The 19,234-nt window shown below is 60.1% G+C and carries 25 protein-coding genes; 12 read left to right on the top strand and 13 right to left on the bottom strand.

The window, feature by feature from the left end; translation table 11 throughout:
- Positions 1–345: 345 nt before the first annotated feature.
- Both L2D14_12440 and L2D14_12435 read right to left on the bottom strand, forming a co-directional pair.
- A complete protein-coding gene (locus L2D14_12440; protein ID WNJ98675.1) occupies positions 346–921 on the bottom strand; it encodes a UbiX family flavin prenyltransferase in 576 nt (191 codons plus the stop codon).
- A gap of 100 nt (positions 922–1,021) precedes the next feature.
- Positions 1,022–1,657 (bottom strand): GNAT family N-acetyltransferase, encoded by a 636-nt coding sequence (locus L2D14_12435; protein WNJ98674.1) that lies wholly within the window; start codon positions 1,655–1,657, stop codon positions 1,022–1,024.
- Positions 1,658–1,690: 33 nt separating this feature from the next.
- On the opposite strand from L2D14_12435, the gene L2D14_12430 reads away from it, so the two are divergent.
- Entirely contained in the window at positions 1,691–2,236 is a 546-nt protein-coding gene (locus tag L2D14_12430; protein ID WNJ98673.1) for a hypothetical protein, read from the top strand.
- A 43-nt stretch (positions 2,237–2,279) separates the two neighbouring features.
- Here the strand turns inward: L2D14_12430 and L2D14_12425 are convergent, their stop codons facing one another.
- From L2D14_12425 to L2D14_12410, 4 genes are all read right to left on the bottom strand, one after another.
- The gene (locus tag L2D14_12425) at positions 2,280–2,939 is read right to left on the bottom strand and encodes a bacteriohemerythrin (protein WNJ98672.1); all 660 of its coding nucleotides are present in this window, start codon (positions 2,937–2,939) and stop codon (positions 2,280–2,282) included.
- A gap of 199 nt (positions 2,940–3,138) precedes the next feature.
- The gene (locus L2D14_12420) at positions 3,139–4,482 is read right to left on the bottom strand and encodes a sensor histidine kinase (protein ID WNJ98671.1); all 1,344 of its coding nucleotides are present in this window, start codon (positions 4,480–4,482) and stop codon (positions 3,139–3,141) included.
- Positions 4,483–4,484: 2 nt separating this feature from the next.
- On the bottom strand, positions 4,485–5,150 hold the full coding sequence (locus L2D14_12415; protein WNJ98670.1) for a response regulator transcription factor: 666 nt from the start codon (positions 5,148–5,150) through the stop codon (positions 4,485–4,487).
- 5 nt (positions 5,151–5,155) lie between these two features.
- Complete coding sequence (locus L2D14_12410; protein WNJ98669.1) at positions 5,156–5,482, bottom strand: PepSY domain-containing protein; 327 nt, start codon at positions 5,480–5,482, stop codon at positions 5,156–5,158.
- Between the two features lie 120 nt (positions 5,483–5,602).
- Here L2D14_12410 and L2D14_12405 point away from each other — a divergent pair, with 120 nt between their 5' ends.
- The 6 genes from L2D14_12405 (at position 5,603) to L2D14_12380 (ending at position 8,825) form a co-directional block, all read left to right on the top strand.
- On the top strand, positions 5,603–5,932 hold the full coding sequence (locus L2D14_12405; protein WNJ98668.1) for a hypothetical protein: 330 nt from the start codon (positions 5,603–5,605) through the stop codon (positions 5,930–5,932).
- Positions 5,933–5,951: 19 nt separating this feature from the next.
- Positions 5,952–6,443, top strand: a complete 492-nt coding sequence (locus L2D14_12400) for a cytochrome b/b6 domain-containing protein (GenBank protein ID WNJ98667.1) — start codon at positions 5,952–5,954, stop codon at positions 6,441–6,443.
- An 11-nt stretch (positions 6,444–6,454) separates the two neighbouring features.
- Positions 6,455–6,883 (top strand): DUF1924 domain-containing protein, encoded by a 429-nt coding sequence (locus L2D14_12395; GenBank protein ID WNJ98666.1) that lies wholly within the window; start codon positions 6,455–6,457, stop codon positions 6,881–6,883.
- Positions 6,884–6,886: 3 nt separating this feature from the next.
- The gene (locus L2D14_12390; protein WNJ98665.1) at positions 6,887–7,348 is read left to right on the top strand and encodes a diheme cytochrome c; all 462 of its coding nucleotides are present in this window, start codon (positions 6,887–6,889) and stop codon (positions 7,346–7,348) included.
- Between the two features lie 126 nt (positions 7,349–7,474).
- A complete protein-coding gene (locus L2D14_12385; GenBank protein ID WNJ98664.1) occupies positions 7,475–7,987 on the top strand; it encodes a hypothetical protein in 513 nt (170 codons plus the stop codon).
- Between the two features lie 28 nt (positions 7,988–8,015).
- On the top strand, positions 8,016–8,825 hold the full coding sequence (locus L2D14_12380) for an alpha/beta hydrolase (protein ID WNJ98663.1): 810 nt from the start codon (positions 8,016–8,018) through the stop codon (positions 8,823–8,825).
- 4 nt (positions 8,826–8,829) lie between these two features.
- Here the strand turns inward: L2D14_12380 and L2D14_12375 are convergent, their stop codons facing one another.
- The 4 genes from L2D14_12375 to L2D14_12360 all read right to left on the bottom strand — a co-directional run bounded on the left by L2D14_12375 (position 8,830) and on the right by L2D14_12360 (position 10,545).
- Positions 8,830–9,060 carry a hypothetical protein gene (locus L2D14_12375; protein WNJ98662.1) on the bottom strand — a complete coding sequence of 77 codons (231 nt, stop codon included), beginning with the start codon at positions 9,058–9,060 and terminating at the stop codon, positions 8,830–8,832.
- A gap of 52 nt (positions 9,061–9,112) precedes the next feature.
- Positions 9,113–9,286 (bottom strand): hypothetical protein, encoded by a 174-nt coding sequence (locus L2D14_12370; protein ID WNJ98661.1) that lies wholly within the window; start codon positions 9,284–9,286, stop codon positions 9,113–9,115.
- A gap of 136 nt (positions 9,287–9,422) precedes the next feature.
- Positions 9,423–9,632: a cold-shock protein gene (locus L2D14_12365; GenBank protein ID WNJ98660.1), complete on the bottom strand. Its 210-nt coding sequence runs from the start codon at positions 9,630–9,632 to the stop codon at positions 9,423–9,425.
- 226 nt (positions 9,633–9,858) lie between these two features.
- On the bottom strand, positions 9,859–10,545 hold the full coding sequence (locus L2D14_12360; GenBank protein WNJ98659.1) for an orotate phosphoribosyltransferase: 687 nt from the start codon (positions 10,543–10,545) through the stop codon (positions 9,859–9,861).
- A 151-nt stretch (positions 10,546–10,696) separates the two neighbouring features.
- Here L2D14_12360 and L2D14_12355 point away from each other — a divergent pair, with 151 nt between their 5' ends.
- From L2D14_12355 to L2D14_12345, 3 genes are read left to right on the top strand one after another with little or no spacing between them, the layout of a single operon-like run.
- The gene (locus tag L2D14_12355) at positions 10,697–12,703 is read left to right on the top strand and encodes a tetratricopeptide repeat protein (GenBank protein WNJ98658.1); all 2,007 of its coding nucleotides are present in this window, start codon (positions 10,697–10,699) and stop codon (positions 12,701–12,703) included.
- Positions 12,693–13,676 (top strand): mitochondrial fission ELM1 family protein, encoded by a 984-nt coding sequence (locus L2D14_12350; GenBank protein WNJ98657.1) that lies wholly within the window; start codon positions 12,693–12,695, stop codon positions 13,674–13,676. Before L2D14_12355 ends, L2D14_12350 begins: the two co-directional genes overlap by 11 nt.
- Positions 13,677–13,681: 5 nt before the next feature.
- Complete coding sequence (locus L2D14_12345) at positions 13,682–14,467, top strand: TIM barrel protein (protein ID WNJ98656.1); 786 nt, start codon at positions 13,682–13,684, stop codon at positions 14,465–14,467.
- Positions 14,468–14,502: 35 nt separating this feature from the next.
- On the opposite strand, the gene L2D14_12340 is transcribed toward L2D14_12345, so the two are convergent.
- Entirely contained in the window at positions 14,503–15,345 is an 843-nt protein-coding gene (locus L2D14_12340; protein ID WNJ98655.1) for a fumarylacetoacetate hydrolase family protein, read from the bottom strand.
- 150 nt (positions 15,346–15,495) lie between these two features.
- Between L2D14_12340 and L2D14_12335 the strand changes: the two genes are divergently transcribed.
- Positions 15,496–15,951 carry a MarR family transcriptional regulator gene (locus L2D14_12335; protein WNJ98654.1) on the top strand — a complete coding sequence of 152 codons (456 nt, stop codon included), beginning with the start codon at positions 15,496–15,498 and terminating at the stop codon, positions 15,949–15,951.
- Positions 15,952–16,050: 99 nt separating this feature from the next.
- Here the strand turns inward: L2D14_12335 and parE are convergent, their stop codons facing one another.
- Positions 16,051–18,063 (bottom strand): DNA topoisomerase IV subunit B, encoded by a 2,013-nt coding sequence (parE, locus tag L2D14_12330; protein WNK01683.1) that lies wholly within the window; start codon positions 18,061–18,063, stop codon positions 16,051–16,053.
- Positions 18,064–18,369: 306 nt separating this feature from the next.
- Here parE and L2D14_12325 point away from each other — a divergent pair, with 306 nt between their 5' ends.
- A complete protein-coding gene (locus L2D14_12325; protein WNJ98653.1) occupies positions 18,370–18,795 on the top strand; it encodes an acyl-CoA thioesterase in 426 nt (141 codons plus the stop codon).
- A gap of 7 nt (positions 18,796–18,802) precedes the next feature.
- On the opposite strand, the gene L2D14_12320 is transcribed toward L2D14_12325, so the two are convergent.
- On the bottom strand, positions 18,803–19,222 hold the full coding sequence (locus L2D14_12320) for a hypothetical protein (protein ID WNJ98652.1): 420 nt from the start codon (positions 19,220–19,222) through the stop codon (positions 18,803–18,805).
- Positions 19,223–19,234 lie beyond the last annotated feature (12 nt).

Here is a 19,234-nt window from a genome sequence, read left to right as displayed (position 1 = left end):
ATATATTCTTCTGAGAAGTGGAACATCTGTAAAGAGAAATCGGAGATAAGATTTCCCGATATGTTTGAGCTTTTGAGTTAGATTCCATGTACGACGACCGCCCTAGGCGGCGTCCTGTGAGGGACGTATTTGGGGTTCTCGGCGTTGCCACCAAAAATAATGCCCTCTGCGGACTTCGTCGCGATGGTGCAAAAGGGCCCGGTGCTCTAGAGCCGCGTTCTAATTTTTTCTCGTCATCCCGGCCGGCGTGCCTGGCGCGGAGAGCCGGGACCCATGGCTCGGCTTGGTGCAGTATTGAAATAGGTCCCGGACACCTCGCGTTCGCGCGGTTCCGGGAAAGCGAAATCATTCGTGTTTATCCGGCCCCATCCAGCGGTTGATTTGCTCGTGCTCGATCCCGAACAGGTCGAGCGCGCGGCCGACGCTCTGGCGCACCAGTTCCTCGATGCTTTTCGGGCGCGCGTAAAATGCCGGCATCGGCGGAAAGATCACCGCACCGGCATCGGTGGCGCGGCGCATCAGGTCGATATGACCGGCATGATAGGGGGTTTCGCGGACCATCAGCACCAGACGCCGGCGTTCCTTCAGACACACGTCGGCGGCGCGGATGATCAGGTTGTCGGCGTAGCTGTTGGCGATGCCCGACAGCGTCTTGATGGAACACGGCGCGATCAGCATGCCACGGGTCCGGTACGAGCCGCTGGACACGCATGCCGCCTGATCCTTGTTGGAATGCACGACCTCGGCCAGCGCCTTGATTTCGTCGATGCCGACATCGGTCTCGATTTCAATGGTGCGGCGCGCGACCTCGGACAGGATCAGATGCGCCGGCTGGCCGATGTCGCGCAACAGGCGCAGCGTCTCGATGCCATAGATGGCCCCGGACGCACCGGTCATGGCGATGAGGATCGGCTCGGTCATGCGGTTCTCCTGCGAAACTACCGGACTTTATCTTCAAGATACGGAAAACGCACGGTTTTGGAGCACCCCCGGCGCGCTTTTATTCAGCCCGCCGCGCCGCTCAAGGTGAGGGCGTCGTGGTCTCCAGGACATATTTCCGGAAGCTTGCGCCTTCGTGTTCGACCTCGCCGACGAACCTGGCCCCAAATTTGGCAAGCCCCCGCAGGTGGGGGCGCGACGGCGGCAGCAGAAAGGTCACGTATGGAACCCGCGTATCGGCCCTGGCGAATGCCAGCGCCGTTTTGACGATCCTGGGCCCAAGGCCGAAAAATTCGGGTTTCAGCACCAGCCCGAAATCCCATTCATCGCCTTCTTTCTGAAAACCGCCCCATCCGACATAGTCGCCGTCGCAAAGAATGGCCCAGTGCCCCAACCCGTCACGCCGCCAGCATTCTTCTTTTGCGGCGATGAAGGCCGCCAGCGTGTCGCGGTTCCATTGGAACGTCAGCAGAGGCATATGCGCCGCGACACGGGGATCGGACATATGTGCAATGATCTGACCGGGGGGAATGTCGGGCAGTCGCCCGAAGCTGAGCCGTTGAGTTGTCTTCATGATCGTGGCGGACTGATATTCAGGGTCTGTTTCGCCGATCATGTCGCCATTCGCCAGGGAATCCAAGGACATCCACGCGGCTGCCGGTGCATCGCGCTTCGCCGGGTTTGCGGCGGGCAGTCCGTGCGCATTTAATTCCCGCATGCTTTCCCGGACAGCCCGGTTTATCCTGATCCCATGACGGATGAGATTCTCGAGAAGTGCATTTGCCGCCAGCTACTGGCGCTCGGCGTCGCCGACGCGCTCGAAAACGCCGAGCATCGCGATCAGATGTTCAGCGCCATGCAAGCGTGCCTGGATAAAAGCCTGTGCCTGGAAGGTGTGGTGCAATTGGAACCGCCAACCGCGCCAGCGCATCCGGGGGCGGGCGAAGACGCCATCCCGGATGACACGCCATCCCGTCGCAAGCATTCCGACCGGCGCTCGGGCATCGACCGCCGTCAGTCGAAACAGGACTGGCCCGCCGACAAGGAGCGCCGCGCGCACAAGGAACGGCGCTCGGGCGGCGACCGGCGCGGCCTGTTGGAGGGCAAGAAATACACACCGCAAGAAGCGTTCCTGAACCTCAAAGCCTGGTGCAACGGACATTGTCAGGGGCCGTTCGATCTCAGTCTGGAACCGAAAACGGGCAACCTGCGGTTCCACTTCGACGTCAATCAGGACCGCGTGGATTTTATGGAGATGCTGCGGCTGTTTAAAGGCATGTCCGGCATCGCACGCTGATCCGTAAGTCAGCGGCGTGCTATTCAGTTGCCGGACGCTTTTTTCAGCTCTTCAAGACGATTTCCGCAATCTGGATTGCATCATCAAATTCGATATCCTTGATGGGATCGGTTATTTCTTCGATGGCCTGCGCTTTTTCACCCCCGGCGTTCAGGGTCCTTGCACAGCGCCTTAGCGTAGAGATGGAAGAGAGTTTTATTTTCAGGGTTATGCTGACTTCTCTATCGCCTTCTCTCTCAGGGGATTCTCCATCTTCCTGAGTGGATGTTTCCAGCCAATCCGTTGCGCGGCGGTTTGCGGTCCCCGTCAAAAAAGGAATGTATTCACGGTCAACGCCCATAACATGCCGCTTTAACCAACCGGCCAGAAAAGACAGGAGTTTATCAAAGTCCAGCCGGTCCGGTTGTTCAAGCTCGATCTTGCGGATCGCATATACCATACGAATGAAGTCGTGGTGCTTTCTGCGGTGCGCCGTCAGGCCGGGATATCCATATTGAAACATGAGCTGCTCTTCGCGTTCAAAGTGCTCATTGGCATAACGCAGTAGCTCCGTCGTCGTTTGCTGAAGCTCCTGTATGGGGGCGTTTTCCTGAATTTTCTCGTGCATTTGGTTGATGGTCGAGAAAAGCGATCTGTGATCAATATCGATTAATCGAATGCCTGTTCGGTATTTATCTGACCAGGGGATGTATTCCTGCGTCATTCTGTTTCTGCCTTTCATCACGTCCGTGAGATTTCAAAGCATACCCAAATCATGGTTGGGCCAGGTTCGAGACAACCCCGCATACAAGTGAAGTTGCGCAATGCTTTAATGGCACAATTCGTTGTACGCACCGGAAGCGGTGGCTCAACTGCAAAATTTAAACTAAATCCACGCGCTTGCCTATCGGCAAACATTCGCCTCAGGGAAGGGGAAAACTGACACAAACTTCCAGACCGCCGAGTGGCGACGTGGCAAATGACAAAGTGCCGCCGGTAATCTCAACCAGATCGGAAACGATTGAAAGACCGAGCCCCCATCCGGGTGCAATCTCGTCGAAGCGCTTGCCGCGTCTGGAAGCTTCCGCCGCTTGCTCGGCGGGCATGCCCGGTCCGTCATCCTCGATGCTCAGCACCATATACTCTTCCTGCAGCCGGGCTGAGACCCGAATGCGCGATGAGGCCCATTTACAGGCGTTCTCCATGAGATTGCCGAGAATTTCCTCCAGATCCTCACGGTGTCCCGGGAAAACGGCCGAATCATTGACGTCTATGTCGATGACGACGTTCTTGTCCGCGAACACCTTGCCGAGAACCGCCGCAATCTCGTGCGCCGTTTTCGCGACCGGGGTCACGGTACCGATGCGCCCGCCGGCACCGGCGACCGCCGATGCGCGCCCGAGGTGATGCTCGATCAGCCGCCGCATCATCTGAACCTGTTCGCGCAACACATGCCGGTCCGGCTCTCCTTCCATTTCCGCCATGATGACGGCGAGCGGCGTCTTCAGGCCGTGTGCCAGGTTTCCGACATGACGCCGGGCCCGCTCAATCAGCTCTGCATCGTTGTCGAGGACACCGTTCATTGCATGTGCCAACGGTGCGATCTCTTTCGGATATCGCGTTGCCAGCCGTGGATGTATGCCCCGCCTGACGGCATCGAGGTCCACCGTCAACGCGCGTAACGGCCGCAGACCGAAACGGACCTGGATCAGGATCGCCAAAACCAGACCGAGCCCCAGCAGCCCGAGAGCACTCATCAGGATGAGGTTGAAGCGGCGCACGCCGTCGCTGACTTCGCGCAGGTCGCCGGCGACCATGACATGGAGGGTGCCGTCGATGTCGGGGAGCTGGATGTCACGCTCCGCCACAAGAACCGGTTCGCCGTTCGGACCTACAGTCCGGCTTAAACGCAGTCCTGTATCGCTGCCGGCGGACGAAAGCGTACTGTCCCACAAAGAACGGGACCGCAATAACGTTCCGGACGGTTCTGCAATCTGCCAATACCAGCCGGAATAGACTTGTTCGAAGCGCGGATCGCCAAGGGGATGCGTCATCGTCAGCTGGCCGTCCGCTGTCGTCGCCAACGTGGCGATCATACTGTGCAGGACCGCGTCCAGGCGTCGGCTGAATTCGCTTTCGACCGCATCGCGAAATGCCCAGGTCAGAACACCGCCGCCGAGCGCCAGGATCAGAACCAGCCAGACGGCCGCCCCGAGAATCAATCGCGTCGATAAAGATGCCGTCGCACGCTCGTGCGCCTTGTCCACCGTCACGCCTCCGGCCCTGTCAGTTTGTAACCCTGACCGCGAACCGTTTGAATGTACGCGGCACCGATCTTTTTGCGTATGCGACCGATCAGTACCTCCAGCGTGTTTGAATCGAGATCGAAATGACGGTCGTAGGTGTGTTCCGCGAGTTCTGTCCGGCTGACGATTTGATCCACGTGATGCATCAGATAGGAAAGAATGCGAAATTCCTGCGCCGTCAGTTGGATCGGCACGCCGTCTACGCTGACGCGCCCGCCATTGGTATCGAGCCTGAGGGCGCCGCAGGTCAGTTCCGGCTGTGCATGACCGGAAGCGCGCCTGATCAATGCACGCAGCCGGTAGACGACTTCCTCCATCTCGAACGGCTTGACCAGATAATCGTCGGCGCCGGCATTGAAGCCTGCCATTTTTTCCGACCAGCGGCTACGTGCCGTCAGGATCAGCACAGGCATTGTGTGCCCGTCTTCACGCCAACGGTTCAGGACAGAAATGCCGTCGATGCGCGGCAGCCCCAGATCGAGCACCACCGCATCGTACGGTTCCGTATCGCCCAAGTGCCAGCCTTCCTCGCCGTCGTAAGCGACGTCTACGGAAAAGCCTGCCGCTTCCAACACCTGTTGCAACCGAAAAGCCAGCGCGGCCTCGTCCTCGACGATCAGAACTCTCATTCGTGCTAGTCTCGCCCCTTTACCTTCAACAGCTCACCGTTACCCGCGTCATAGTACAATTTAAAGACACGGCCCGCTTTTGATATGATGACGAGTTCGTAAACCATTCTGCCGTGTTCGTCATCGAGTTCCGCCTCGATCAATTGTCCCGGGTATTCACTGTTCGCACGCTTGAGGATATCCGTCAGCGGCAGTATCTCGCCGCGTTCCAGGGCGCGGCGGGCACGGTCGTGGTCATCGTCGCGTTCATAGCCGCGTCGATGTTCGCCGTCGCCGTCGGCCCGGGCAGGCACGAAAGCGACGCTCAGTAAACAGGTGAGAATGAGTATCATGAATCGCTGCATGCGACGAAGATAGCCGTTTTTGCATGAACCGTACATGAACAGGCCGATCAGAGCTCGTTCAGGTTGCCCCTGTTAGCATCCCCTCATCGCAACACAGGAGCAAACGACATGCTTAAGAAAATGCTTATTCAAGGAACAATTGCCGCCGCCGTCATCGGTTTTGCCGCGGCCGTCTACGCATCCGGCCCCAGCGAGGGCTTCACGGCTGAAAATACGGCCCCGAACAAGTACGCCGAAGCGGGGAACCGCATGGGCGGCAATAACGGCTATATCGCCGACGGTGCCCGGTACAAGTCCGAATACAAGGACGGACACAAGGCCGAACATAAGGAAAGGGACCACGATTACCGGAAAGACCGCGACGATGACCGCGATGATGAGCACTACGGCGATAGATCGAAGCATCATCGCAAACATGCAGAACGCGACTACGACTGAATAAGGCAAGGAGCGGACGATGACCCCCAAACAACAGCAAGCACTTCTTCTCTTCTGGCACGCATGGTTCGGCGGCGGCTACCTGGTCGCTTACCTGACGGCTGACGAAGATACCTACGGCATGCATTTGTTTGCGGGGTATGCCGTTCTCGCAGCCATTGTCGTCCGGGTTCTGGTCGGCCTGATCGCGCCGAACAGCAAACTTCTCAAGTTGCCTCGTCCCAAACTTGGCGGCCTGCGCGACTGGTTTGGCAGTGGCAAGGGCCGCCACCCTTTCTTCGCCTGGTTCGCGTCAGCGCTATTGATTGTCATCGGCGCCGCCGCCGCGACGGGCGCGCTTTCGGACTCCTTGATGACCTGGCTCGAAGATCCGCATGAGGCCATTTCCGAGGCATCCCTGTGGATCGTCTTCGGGCACATCGCTTTTGTCACCTTTATGTACGGCGGCAAGAAATTCATCCGCCAAGCCGTCACGAAATTCACCGAACGTCTGCCATTCACGCACGCCTAGGAGTTATTCAAATGCTACGTCCCTTTATCTTTGCTGCGGCGGTCATCGCCCCCACACTGGCCCCCACACTGGTTATGGCCGGCGACGCCGAGCGCGACGCCATCGTTGCCGGCTACGCCAACCAGGCACGCGCCGCCGATCCGGCATTCACCGCTTTTTCCGCGGCGCGCGGCGAAGAACTGTTCCGTACAAAATGGTCCACCGGCGATCCGCGGACGCCGTCCTGCACCGCATGCCACACGGCGAACCCGAAGAACCCGGGGCGAAATGCCAAGACGGGGCGTCCGATCGATCCGGTCGCCGTTTCCGTCAACCCGAGCCGGTTCACCGATGCGGGCGACGTCGAGAAGCAGTTCAAACGGGACTGCAAAAGCGTTCTCGGCCGTCCCTGCACGCCGCTTGAAAAGGGCGACTACATCACCTTCATGACAGGACAATAGATCATGCGCTACTCATTCGTTATCGCTGCTCTTCTCGCTTCGACGGCGCCGGCTTTGGCCGAAGACTGGGCACCGCCGGTGACCGACAAACTGGTTCAAAAGGAGTGCGGAAGTTGCCATATGGCGTTCCAGCCGGCGTTTCTGCCCGCGCGCTCGTGGCAGCGTATTATGAACAACCTTTCCGACCACTTCGGCGAAGACGCCTCGTTGCCGGCCGATCAGGTCGCGGCGATCCGGGCCTATCTGAGCGAGAACGCCGGCGACGTACAGCGGCGGGGAATCGCCCGAAAGTACATGCAATGGGTCGCCGCCGATGGCGTGCCGCTGAAAATCACCGAGAACCCAGCATTTCTTCGTGAGCACAACTTCCCGGACCGCGTGTGGAAAGACCCGAAGGTCGTCACCAAGTCAAATTGTCTGGCCTGTCACGCGCAAGCGGACAGGGGGAATTATGACGATGATTGAAACCGGTAAATTGTAAACCAGTGCGTTGGCGAGCGCGGTGACCGTCGTTTGCACGTCATGAGCGACGATCGCGCGCAATCGGTGTGCTTTTATTGTTTCGCAAACGTTGGCGGGGTATAGAAGGGCATGAACAAGGTTTTGTGGGTTCCTGCTCTGATCGTCATGATGATGAGCGCCGCCGCGTGTAGCGGTGTCGCGCCCTATGTGCATGAGCCGTATACGATAAACCGGAACCTGGAAACGTTTCCGGATGGCCCGGAAATCACCGTCGGCAGCGAGGTGAATATCTGCTACGCGAAGTCAAAGGCAACGCCGTCGCAGATCAGGGCGCTTGCCGAAGAATATTGCGCGCGCGCCGGGTTGGGGGCGCAATTCGTTGGCCATACCTATGATCTCTGCCCGTTGCTGGCGCCCACAACGGCGGTTTTCAACTGCCAAACCGCGGTTGCCGGCAGCAACGCGACACAGGCGAGCCGGCCGCCAACACCGGCGGGCATCGCGGCGCCCGCATTCGAGGCCCCGAAACCGGCAGGGGCCGGGCGCAGTTTCGGTACGCTCGGCGCCGCCGATGTATCGACAACGGCGAAAAGCCAGCCTTTCCCAACCTATCTGTTCAACAATGGCCAACCCGCTCGCTAACGGGCCGGCCCCGGGTAGATGACGTAACATGCTTCAGGTCATCATGGCTGCGGTGGGCGCATATGCACTGATCATCGTTTCGCTTTACGTGTTTCAGCGCAACCTCATGTACCATACGGACAGCGCATTGGTGCCGGCCCGCGAAACCTTGATCGGCGGGGCCGAAGTGCACCGGCTGCAAAGCGAGCCGGGCATCGAACCGCAGTCCTGGTATCTGCCTGCCAAAGACGGCAAGCCGGTGATCGTGTTCTTTCACGGCAATGCGGGGACGATCGCGGACCGTGATTTCAAGGCCGCGCCCTGGCACGACGCCGGGTACGGGGTGTGGCTGACAGGCTACAGAGGGTTCGGCGGCAATGCCGGCAGCCCGACCGAAAGCGGGCTGTATACCGATGCCCGCGCCGCCGTTCGGAAACTGGCGGACGACGGCGTCGATCCGTCTCGTATGGTGCTGTACGGGGAATCCTTGGGCTCGGGCATTGCCACGCAGATGGCTTTCGAACTGGCAGAAGCCGGCACGCCCGTGCGGGCGCTCATTCTGGAAGCGCCGTTTACATCGATGGGTGACGCCGCGCAGTTCCGCCATCCGTATGTGCCGGCGCGCTGGCTGGTCCGCGACCGCTATGACAACCTCGCCAAGATCGGGCGCATTTCGGCGCCGCTGTTCATTATTCACGGGGATCTGGACCGGGTTTTACCGCAAGCGCAGGGCCGGACGATCTTCGACGCGGCGCAGCAGCCGAAACAGGCATTGTGGATCGACGGCGCCGGTCATAACGATTTGTTCGATCACGGCGCCGGTCAGGCGGTATTGGATTTTCTCGACAAACTGGGGTGACGGCTCAGGCCGCGGAAACCGTCTTGATCCTTACCGGACGCTGCTTTGAGCGTTCCGCAATCTCGTTATCCTGTGCCTCGATGGCTTTGCGTGCCAGTTCCAGCAAGTCTTCGCCGAAGGTCTGGTCGAGCTGTTCGCTGGCGACCCGGCGATTCGATGACAACGTCCCGTCTTCATAGGTGACGTTGAACACCTGAAAGCGCGCGCCTTTACCTTTTGATTTCTTCTGAGCCATGGCTCTGTATCCTTGGTGGTCTAGGCGTATTGGGTGACGCTGTCGCTATGCGTCATTCGGACGACGGAGTCACCGGGGCTTGGCCGTCATTTTCGCCGGATGCATCGGATTGCCCGGATTTCTTCTCCTGGGCTTCCTTTTTCTCGGCAGCACGCTTGGCTTTCTTAAGGTCTTTCAGCCGTTCGCGCTCTTTGCGTTCGAAGTCGTAGTTGGGTTTTCTGGCCATCGTTTCTCTCTTTGTCAGGCCGGCTCAGGCTGGCACGTCTCAACCTCACCGCAAGCGGGGTGGTGGCGTGCGCTTGAGCGGCGTGTCGGAAACGGCAAGCCGCCCCCGTCCGAAGACGGGGGCGGGCCTTACGTAATCAGTCGAGAACCGACAGATTTTCGGCGGAGGACTTGCCATCACGCCCGGCTTCAACGTCATAAGAAACCTTTTGACCGTCTCTGAGCGTGCTCAGACCGGCGCGTTCAACAGCGGAAATGTGGACGAAAGCGTCCTTGCCGCCGTCTTCCGGCTCGATGAAACCAAAACCCTTCGTCGGGTTGAACCACTTAACAGTACCTTTAGCCATTGTTATATCTCCAACAGGTGTGTGTGACCGCTCGGCACGTTGTGCGCCGAGGCAGTCTGTTTAACGATCACATTGTCAGGGGGTAACTAAGCTAAACGGCGTACCGGTCGGTCCAGGAAACACCAAACGAATGTATCGCGAATATGCGGCATATAGAGCATACAGCGGTAAAGTCAATGGCAACGATGTCAGGGCGGACGTCAGGGGATGCGCAAGGCTGGGCGGTTTAAACCGCGTCACGCCCGCCGTGCGCCTTGGACCAACCGATCGGATCGTCGAGAAATGCGCGCACACCCTCAAGGCTTTCTTCCGGAAAATCCTTGCCGCGCGTCGCTTCGGCGAGGACGTCCTGCCAGGTCGCCAGATAGTGCAGCTTGACGCCCATGTTGGCGAAGGTTTCTTCGGCGCCGGGAAAGGCGCCATAGAAAAACACCACGAAGATATCCTCGACCACGGCACCGGCGCCCCTGAGGGCTTCGACGAAGTTGACCTTGGAACCGCCGTCGGTGGCCAGATCCTCGACCAGGATGACCTTGGCGCCTTCTTCCATCGAACCTTCGATCTGGGCATTGCGGCCGAACCCCTTGGGCTTCTTGCGCACATACAGCATTGGCTTGGAGAGTTCCTCGGACAGCCATGAGGAATAGGGGATACCCGCTGTTTCACCGCCGGCCAGCATGTCGACGGCGGGCATGTCGGTATTTTCCGAAAGCAGTTCCGCGCCCATCCGGATGATGCGGCGGCGGGCGTCCAGGAACGAGATGACCCAGCGGCAATCGATGTAGACCGGGCTCGCCCAGCCTGCGGTCAGCATGTAGGGTTCCTGGGGGCGAAAGTTGACGGCCTTGATATCGAGCAGTAGTCGCGCCGTTTCCATGCCGCGTGCGCTTGTTTGGATTGTTGTGTCAGACATGCTTTTCCCGTTCTATGCGCCAGATGATAACCAGAGATTGTTCAGTGGATGTGTTGAGGTTGGTTTTAAGCACTTCGTCGGGCAAAAACAATCTGACGTTGACTTGCCCCTTCCGGAGCGCCATCCCAATGGTCATGGCAGGGAGACTTAAATGAACCGTCACGAGCGACGCCGCCTGGAAAGCCTCGGCGAAGGCAGTGCGGGAGCGAGTACCGCAAAGGCCGTGAATACGGCCAAGGCACGGGTCCGTGCGGCCGAGAAGCGTCTCGAGGGCGGTGACAGCGCGGCGGCGGTGGCGGCGTTGCAGGAAGCCCTGTCGCTGGACCCCGATAACGCCCGGGCGTGGTATCTGCAGGCGATGATCGACCTGAATGCGGGGCGCATTACCGAAGCCGGCGATTCGATTCTCAAGGCCTCGTTGCTCGACGAGGATGACACCTCTATTCACGCCAACTGTGCGGCCATCATGAACCTGTGCGGCCGGCCGATGGAAGCCGAAGCGTCGGCGCGTTACGTGATCGAACGCGCGCCCGATATGGCGGAAGCGTATTGCAACCTTGGTGTCGCGCTTGAGGCGCAGGGTAAGATCGCGGATGCCCGCGAGGCGCTGGTCAAGGCGATCGACCTGAAGCCGGGCTATGCCGATGCACTGATTTCCCTCGGCAACATGTGGTTCCGCGCCGGGGATTATATTTCCGCCGCCGAGAGTTTTGCCGAGGCCGTCAAGGCCTGGCCCGAGAACGTTATGGCGAAAACCAACCTCGCCGTGGCGTTGCGCCATGTCGGTGAACTGGCGGCGGCCGAGCAGCAGTGCATGGAAGCGATCGGCATCGATCAGGGCTATGCCGAGGCGCATAACGCGCTCGGCAACGTGCGCCTGCAGCTGGGGGATATTCCGGGCGCCATCAAGGCGTTCGAGGATGCGGTGCAGCGACGCGAGATCTATCCGGAAGCCCGTGCCAACCTGGCCGGCGCACGCTTCAAGGCCGGTGACGCCAAAGGCGCGGAAGCGGCCTATCAGGACGTTCTGGAACGTCATCCGGCATTTGCCGAAGCGGCGTTGGGGCTGGGCATCGTGCTTTTGTCTCAGGGGCGGCTGGAAGACGCTGAGCGGCGCTTTCGCCGGGCCGTCGAAATACGCCCGTCGCTGGGCGAGGCATGGATGAATATCGCCGAAGCCAAGGGCGCCGACCTTTCCGACGATGACATGAAGGTGCTGCGCGATCGCACCGGCGACTCGCGCCTGCCCGAAGAGGACCGGCTTGCGTTCCTGTTTGCGCTCGGCAGCGCCGAGGATGCGAAGGGCAATTACGCGGCCGCGTTCAAGGCCTATGAAATGGCGAACGAGCGCCGCATGCGGCTGGCGGAAAAAGTCGACGCGGCCTTCGACCCTGAAGAATTCGATCAGGAAATATCTAAAGTAATCAATATAATAGACAAAAAAACTCTGGAATCACTTGAAGGTCATGGCGATGCCGAAGCGGAAATGATCTTCATCTGCGGGATGCCGCGATCCGGGACCACGCTGGTCGAGCAGATGCTGGCACAGCATCCCGATGTTCAAGGGGTTGGCGAGGTCGATATCCTGAGCGGATTGCCGGATCATTATCCGGACGGTGTGCCGGATATGTCCGGCGTCGAAATCAGAAGCCTTGCCGATACCTATCTGGCGCGCTTGCCGGTCAAGCCCCTGGACGGCCGCCGTGTCACCGACAAGACGCCGCAGAACGTCTTTTTCCTGGGCCTCGTCCAGTTGATGTTCCCGAAGGCGAAAATCATTCATTGCCGCCGAGATGTGCGTGATGTCGAGTTATCGTGCTATTTCCAGAACTTCCACAGCGGCGGGTTGGATTGGGCGTCGAGCATCGACAATATCCGCCGCTATGCCGCCGCCGAGGCACGGATCATGGCGCACTGGCACGAAACCCTCGGCATCGGTATTCACGAGGTTGCGTATGAGGACCTTGTCGATGATCCCGAAGCCGCCGCGCGCAAGCTGCTGGAATTTACCGGTTTACCCTGGAACGATGCCGTGACCAGACCGCACGAGAAACTGGTGACGGTGCTGACGGCGTCGAATTGGCAGGTCCGCAAGCCGATCTATAAAAGCGCTGTCGGGCGCTGGCGAAATTATGAGGAATTCCTGCGTGCGCGATGACGCCGATATCTGGGTGCTGCTCGACGACCGCGCCGGCAACCGGGCGCAGGCGCTGGGTGTGGCCGAGCGGCTGGCCGGGCAATCGGGAAAGCCGTTCCGCAGCATTGAAATACGATATGCGATGATGGCGCGCCTGCCGAACGTGGTTCTGGGGGCCTCAATTTCCGGACTGGATGCGCAATCCAGGGCCTTGCTGCATGCGCCGTGGCCGAAACTCGTCATCGCCGCAGGCCGCCGCACGGCGCCGGTGGCGCGCTGGATCAAACGGCAAAGCGACGGGGCCGCGAAACTGGTGCAAATCATGGATCCCGGCAGCGCCGATCCGGATTTCGACCTGATTTGCCGGCCCGCACATGACAAGGGTGTGCAAACGGGGGCGAATACCCTGAATATCAGCGCCGCGCCGCACCGTATGAGCGGCGAAATGCTCGACCGGGCCCGCGCACAATGGCATGCCCAGGTCGATGACCTGCCGCGCCCGCGCATTGCCTTGCTCATTGGCGGCGCCACGCGCAGACGCGCCTTTACGCCGGCGATGGCGCGGATGCTGTGCACCGCCGCCAGCGATGCCGCCGCAGCGCTCGGCGGCAGCCTGATGGTCACGACCAGCCGCCGTACCGGCGACGCCATCAGTGCGGTCCAGCAATCCCTGCAGGGGCCGCACCGGCTGTATCACTGGGATCAGGGCGGCGAGAATCCGTATCCGGGCTACCTGGCGATGGCCGATGCGGTGATCGTGACCGGCGAGTCAGTGTCCATGTGTTCGGAGGCCGTGGCCACCTCTAAGCCCGTCTATATCTACGCGCCACCGGGGCTGATCACTGAAAAGCACGCCCGCCTGCACGAAAACCTGTGCCGCGGCGGCCATGCCCGCATGTTCGACGGCAGATTGTCGCTCGACTGGAGCCCGGCGCCGCTGGACAGTGCCACCGAGATTGCCGCAGCGATTTATGCGCGCGGCCTGTTGGAGTGAAACGGATGCCGCTGCTGTGTGCCAATCTGATGTACATGTTTACGGAACTGCCGCCGATGCAGCGCTTCAAGGCCGCCGCAGAGGCCGGGTTCAGGCTCGTCGAATACCAGTTCCCCTATGATCTGGACGCAACGCAGCTGAAACGCGTGCTTGATGACAACGGGCTGCGGATGGCGCTGATCAACGCGCCCAGCGGCGACAGATCGAATGGCGAGCGAGGCCTTGCGGCGCTGCCCGGGCGGATCGACGATTTTCGCGACAGTATCCTGCTGGCACTGGCCTATGCCCGCGAACTGCAATGCCCGCGCATTCACGTGATGGCCGGCATCGTCGATGATGACGAACGCGAAATCGCCACCGCGACCTATGCGGAAAATCTTCGGGTGGCCGCACAGACCGCCGGGGCGGCAGGGATCGGCATCGTCATCGAGCCGATCAACGGCATCGATGTACCCGGCTATCTGCTGCAATGGACCGCGCAGGCGCGGGCCATGATCGCGATGATCGGCGAGCAGAATATCCTTTTGCAGTATGACGCCTATCACGCGCTGATGAACGAAGAGGACCCGATGGAAGGGTTGCGCGCCAATCTCGACGTGATCGCGCACATCCAGATCGCCGGCTATCCCGGCCGTGCCGAGCCGATTGCCGAAGGCTGTTATGACATGGGGGCGTTCATCGAACTTGCCGACATGCTCGGTTACTCGGGCGCCATCGGCTGCGAATACAATCCCGCCAACGGCACGCTGGCCGGTCTGCACTGGGCATCGCGTTACGGGATCGGCGTTTAAGCCGGATCAGCGGCCGCGGCTGCCTGACGCCTTCGTCAGCCGCCCAACATCTTGTGGCGCTGTTCGCCCAGTCCCTCGATCCCGAAGCTCATGTTGCTGCCCGGTTTCAGGAAGCGGGGCGGTTTCATGCCGGACCCGACACCCGGCGGTGTGCCTGTGGCGATGATATCGCCCGGCATCAGCGTAATGCGTTCCGAAACGAAAGCGACAATGTGGCCGACGTCGAAGATCATGGTCTTGGTCGAGCCTTCCTGCATGCGCGCCTTGTCGACATCGAGCCACATATTGAGGTTTTGCACATCGGTAATGTCGTCGGGCGTGACAAGCCACGGTCCGAGCGGGGCAAAGCCACGGTAACTTTTGCCTTTGGTCCACTGGCCGGTGCCTTCGAGTTGCCAGGCGCGTTCTGAAATGTCGTTCATGATGGTGAAGCCGGCGACGTAGTTCATGGCATCGGCACGGTTGATTTCCTCGGCCTTCTTGCCGATCACGATGGTCAGTTCGATTTCCCAGTCGGTCTTGGTCGATCCCGGCGGCATGGCGATATCGTCGAACGGGCCGGTGATGGCGTAGGGCGATTTCAAAAAGATTACCGGCTCGGCGGGCAACGGCATGTCCAGCTCGGCGGCATGATCGGAATAGTTGAGGCCGATACAGACGACCTGGCGGATATCGCCGATGGGCGCACCGATACGCACATCGTTGCCGACCAGCGGTAGTTTTTCCTGATCCAGCTTGGCGAGGCGGGCGAGGCGGTCGGGGTCGAGCGAGGCTCCGGCAAGGTCGTCGACCTGATCGCTCAGATCGCGGATATGGCCGTCATTGTCGATCAGGCCAGGCTTTTCGGCACCGGGTTTGCCGAATCTCACGAATTTCATAAGGATCACACTCCGTTTGTTTTTTCAGAGCATATGACGGGCGGCAGGGTACGTCCATGCAACACTGAATTTTTTATCAAAAGTGATGAAAATCATACTCGTTTCAAGGATTTCGTCGTACTCCGGCGGGAACAACCAGGAGTTACAGCTTTGAGTATTGCATATCGGGAACTGACACATCTTGTCGAGCGTCTGCACCGCCGGCTGCTTGACGTCGTCCGGGCCGAACTGACCCGCGCCGACATCCACGATCTGAACGGCGTTCAGGCGCTTTTGCTAGCCAATGTCGGCGAGAGCGAAATCGCGGTGCGCGATCTGGTCGAGCGCGGCTATTATCTCGGCTCCAACGTATCGTATAACCTGCGCAAGCTCACCGAGCTTGGCTATCTCAAGCAAAAGCCGACCAAGCACGACCGACGTTCGGTCACGGTCATTCCGACCGACAAGGCGAAAAGGGCGATCGCCGCGGTTCGCGCAGGCGAGGAAAGCCACGCCCGTCAGTACCGCGAAGCCCTGGGCGCATCGCTGGAGACGGAAGCCGTCTGCGAGGCCTTGAAGCAACTCGAACACGTGTGGACGGAAAACCTGTCGCGCACCGGCGGGTAGGGGCGTGCCTCATGCTTCGAGACGTAGTGCGCCTTCGCATAATGCCAAATCAGGTTCCGAAGGATGACGGTGAATGGATAAGCGGCTGACGAGCCGTTTCTAGATATCGATATCCTCGACGAAGCGGGCATGCTCCTGGATATAGTTGAAGCGCAGTTCCGGTTTCTTGCCCATCAGTTGCTCGACAAGCCGGGCCGTGGCCTTGGCCTCGATCTTTTCATCGTCGGTATGCTGGCCCGGCACGGTGACGCGGATCAGGGTCCGGTTGGCGGGCGCCATGGTGGTTTCCTTGAGCTGCGCCGGCGGCATTTCACCCAGGCCCTTGAAGCGCGAGACCTCGACCTTGCCGCGGCCCTTGAACTCGGTTTCCATCAGTTTTTCGCGGTGCACGTCGTCGCGCGCATACATGGTCTTGCCGCCCTGGCTGAGCCGGTACAGCGGCGGCATGGCGAGGTACAGGTAGCCCTGTTCGATCAGCTCCGGCATTTCCTGATAGAAGAACGTCATCAACAGCGAAGCGATGTGCGCGCCATCGACGTCGGCATCGGTCATGATGATGATTTTCTCGTAACGCAGGTCGTCGGCGATGAAGCGGTCGCCGGTGCCGCAGCCGAGCGCCTCGATCAGGTCGTTCAGTTCCTGGTTGGCCTTGAGCTTGTCGGCGGTGGCGCTGGCGACGTTGAGGATCTTGCCCCGGAGCGGCAGGATCGCCTGGAACTTGCGGTCGCGGCCCTGCTTGGCGGAGCCGCCGGCGCTGTCACCCTCGACGATGAACAGTTCGGTGCCGTCGCGCGTCGAATTGGCGCAGTCGGCAAGCTTGCCCGGCAGGCGCAGGCGCCTCGTCGCGGATTGCCGCTTGGTCTGCTTGTCGTCGCGTTTCTTGAGCCTGAGCTCGGCGCGCTCGATGGCGTGTTCGAGCAACGCCGTGGCCATTTCCGGCGACGCCGACAGCCAGTGATCGAAGTGATCGCGGATGGAGTTTTCGACCAGCCGTTGCGCATCGCCGGTCGACAGCTTTTCCTTGGTCTGGCCCTGGAACTGCGGATCGCGGATGAACACCGACAGCATGATGTCGGCACCGCCGACCACATCCTCGGCCTGCAGCTTGGCGGCCTGCTTGTTCTTGGTCAGCTCGCCATAGGTACGCAGCCCCTTGGTCAGCGCGCCGCGCATGCCCAGTTCGTGCGTGCCGCCGAGCGGCGTCGGCACGGTGTTGCAGTAGGAATTGAAGAACGCATCCTCGTCGACCGGCCAGGCGACGGCCCATTCGACGCGCCCGGCCTCGCCGGGGAAGGTCGCTTCGCCGGCGAACGGGGTCTGCGTCAGGGTCTTGCGCGTCTTCAAAAGCGAGTCGAGATAGTCGCCAAGTCCGCCCGGGAAGTGCAGGGTCGCGCTTTCCGGCGTGTTGTCATCGGCTTTCAGGATCTTCGGGTCGACCGACCAGCGGATTTCAACGCCGCGGAACAGGTAAGCCTTGGAGCGCGCCATGCGGAACAGGGTCGACGGCTTGAAGCGCGCGCCGGCGCCGAAAATCTGGTGATCGGGCATAAACGAAATGGTCGTGCCGCGGCGGTTGGAAACGGCGCCGCCGTCGGTCAGCTTGCTGACCGGCTTGCCGCGTTCATAGGTTTGCGTCCACAGCTTCTTGTCCTTGCAGACCTCGACGATCAGTTGTTCGGCCAGCGCATTGACGACGGACAGACCGACCCCGTGCAGACCGCCCGAGGTGGCATACGCGTCGCCGCCGAACTTGCCGCCGGAATGCAGCGTCGTCAGGATTACTTCAAGCGCCGACTTGTCCTTGAATTTGGGGTGCGGATCGACCGGAATGCCGCGGCCGTTGTCGCGGATCGTCAGGCGGTAGTCGGCGTCGAGTTCGATTTCGATGCGGGACGCGTGACCGGCAACAGCTTCGTCCATGGAGTTATCGAGGATTTCCGCCGCCAGATGGTGCAGCGCGCGTTCGTCGGTGCCGCCGATATACATGCCGGGGCGATGGCGCACCGGCTCCAGGCCCTCAAGCACCTCGATGTCGTTGGCGGTATAGCTGTCCTTGGTGCGGCCGCTTGCGGCAGCCGGCTTGGCGGAGCTTTTCGCGGTTTTCTTGCTCATGGCCTTCTCAGCCTTGTTGGCGGTCTTCGCAGGGGACTTGTCAGGGGACCTGGCGCCTTCCGCAGTGTCCGGTGCCGTGCTTTCGCCACCGAAAAGGTCGCCCATATCACCACTACGTTCCATCTCAAGTCTCCGCCCGCAATGACAAATCCTGAGCGCTGCCAAAAGCGCCGGTCTGCGCTCACCTTACGCGCCAACAAAGGCCGCTTCAAGGATGATAAGGTATATCTTGGCTTTATCGACACCCATATCTTGTATATATTTTGTTAACCATTCGTGTACGCCCGGATCAAGGAAAACCAGCATATGAGCGAAGAAAAAGCCCGGAAGAAGGCGTCTGAAACGAGCAAGGAAGAGCCGCGCGGCGAACTCGCGCTCCGAACCCTGGCGATGCCCGCCGATACCAACCCGTCCGGCGACATCTTCGGCGGCTGGGTGATGGCGCAGATGGATATCGCCGGCGGCATTACCGCCTGGAACCGGGCCGACGGCCGGGTTGCAACGGTTGCCGTCGACGGCTTTACCTTCCACCGGCCGATTTTCGTCGGCGATGTGGTGTGCTGCTACACCGAGGTCGTCAGAACCGGCCGGACCTCGATTTCGGTGCTGGTTTCGGCCTGGGTGCTGCGCGGCCGCAAACCGGAAAACCGCATCAAGGTGACGGAAGGGACGTTTACCTTCGTCGCCATCGATGCCGACGGCGGCAAGCGCGAGGTGCCGCCGCTGGATTAAAGCGCAGCTAGTTACCGCAGAGAGCAACAATATCAAGGTGGAATTCGCAAGCGGCATTGGGAGTATCGCGCCAAAGGTGAGAATCAAAGGCCGAAGTACAGGAGGTGTCCTCCAGATAAGCCTGCTCCCCCTTGGCATCGCAAACGAGCAAGCCTGAAGCTTTTCCTGTGCGATTGACACGGATTGTGAAGTCATTGAACGGGGTCAGCAGTGCGGGATCGTGGCGGGTCGCAAAATCTAACAGTTCCGGACCGCTAAGAGCTTCTGGTGCATTTTTAAATACGACGGCTGAATTGAGTGCCTTCGAAACCTTTTTCAGATGCCCGGATAAGGTATACATCGTTTCTTCATCGACATTCCCGGCACAGGCTGACAGCGGAATCAGCAACAATAGCGCTAAAAACAAGACTTTTTGTTTCAGTTTCATTTGCCCATTTCC

This window comes from Thalassospiraceae bacterium LMO-JJ14 (assembly GCA_021555105.2).
GTDB lineage: Bacteria > Pseudomonadota > Alphaproteobacteria > Rhodospirillales > Casp-alpha2 > UBA4479.
This window is presented reverse-complemented; position numbering and strand designations above follow the sequence as displayed.

Coding starts and splice junctions, on each gene's coding strand:
- L2D14_12440 (WNJ98675.1), bottom strand. CDS start 921: ATGACCGAGCCGATCCTCATCGCCATGACCGGTGCGTCCGGGGCCATC.
- L2D14_12435 (WNJ98674.1), bottom strand. CDS start 1,657: ATGCGGGAATTAAATGCGCACGGACTGCCCGCCGCAAACCCGGCGAAG.
- L2D14_12430 (WNJ98673.1), top strand. CDS start 1,691: ATGACGGATGAGATTCTCGAGAAGTGCATTTGCCGCCAGCTACTGGCG.
- L2D14_12425 (WNJ98672.1), bottom strand. CDS start 2,939: ATGACGCAGGAATACATCCCCTGGTCAGATAAATACCGAACAGGCATT.
- L2D14_12415 (WNJ98670.1), bottom strand. CDS start 5,150: ATGAGAGTTCTGATCGTCGAGGACGAGGCCGCGCTGGCTTTTCGGTTG.
- L2D14_12410 (WNJ98669.1), bottom strand. CDS start 5,482: ATGATACTCATTCTCACCTGTTTACTGAGCGTCGCTTTCGTGCCTGCC.
- L2D14_12405 (WNJ98668.1), top strand. CDS start 5,603: ATGCTTAAGAAAATGCTTATTCAAGGAACAATTGCCGCCGCCGTCATC.
- L2D14_12400 (WNJ98667.1), top strand. CDS start 5,952: ATGACCCCCAAACAACAGCAAGCACTTCTTCTCTTCTGGCACGCATGG.
- L2D14_12395 (WNJ98666.1), top strand. CDS start 6,455: ATGCTACGTCCCTTTATCTTTGCTGCGGCGGTCATCGCCCCCACACTG.
- L2D14_12390 (WNJ98665.1), top strand. CDS start 6,887: ATGCGCTACTCATTCGTTATCGCTGCTCTTCTCGCTTCGACGGCGCCG.
- L2D14_12385 (WNJ98664.1), top strand. CDS start 7,475: ATGAACAAGGTTTTGTGGGTTCCTGCTCTGATCGTCATGATGATGAGC.
- L2D14_12380 (WNJ98663.1), top strand. CDS start 8,016: ATGCTTCAGGTCATCATGGCTGCGGTGGGCGCATATGCACTGATCATC.
- L2D14_12375 (WNJ98662.1), bottom strand. CDS start 9,060: ATGGCTCAGAAGAAATCAAAAGGTAAAGGCGCGCGCTTTCAGGTGTTC.
- L2D14_12370 (WNJ98661.1), bottom strand. CDS start 9,286: ATGGCCAGAAAACCCAACTACGACTTCGAACGCAAAGAGCGCGAACGG.
- L2D14_12365 (WNJ98660.1), bottom strand. CDS start 9,632: ATGGCTAAAGGTACTGTTAAGTGGTTCAACCCGACGAAGGGTTTTGGT.
- L2D14_12360 (WNJ98659.1), bottom strand. CDS start 10,545: ATGTCTGACACAACAATCCAAACAAGCGCACGCGGCATGGAAACGGCG.
- L2D14_12355 (WNJ98658.1), top strand. CDS start 10,697: ATGAACCGTCACGAGCGACGCCGCCTGGAAAGCCTCGGCGAAGGCAGT.
- L2D14_12345 (WNJ98656.1), top strand. CDS start 13,682: ATGCCGCTGCTGTGTGCCAATCTGATGTACATGTTTACGGAACTGCCG.
- L2D14_12340 (WNJ98655.1), bottom strand. CDS start 15,345: ATGAAATTCGTGAGATTCGGCAAACCCGGTGCCGAAAAGCCTGGCCTG.
- parE (WNK01683.1), bottom strand. CDS start 18,063: ATGAGCAAGAAAACCGCGAAAAGCTCCGCCAAGCCGGCTGCCGCAAGC.
- L2D14_12325 (WNJ98653.1), top strand. CDS start 18,370: ATGAGCGAAGAAAAAGCCCGGAAGAAGGCGTCTGAAACGAGCAAGGAA.
- L2D14_12320 (WNJ98652.1), bottom strand. CDS start 19,222: ATGAAACTGAAACAAAAAGTCTTGTTTTTAGCGCTATTGTTGCTGATT.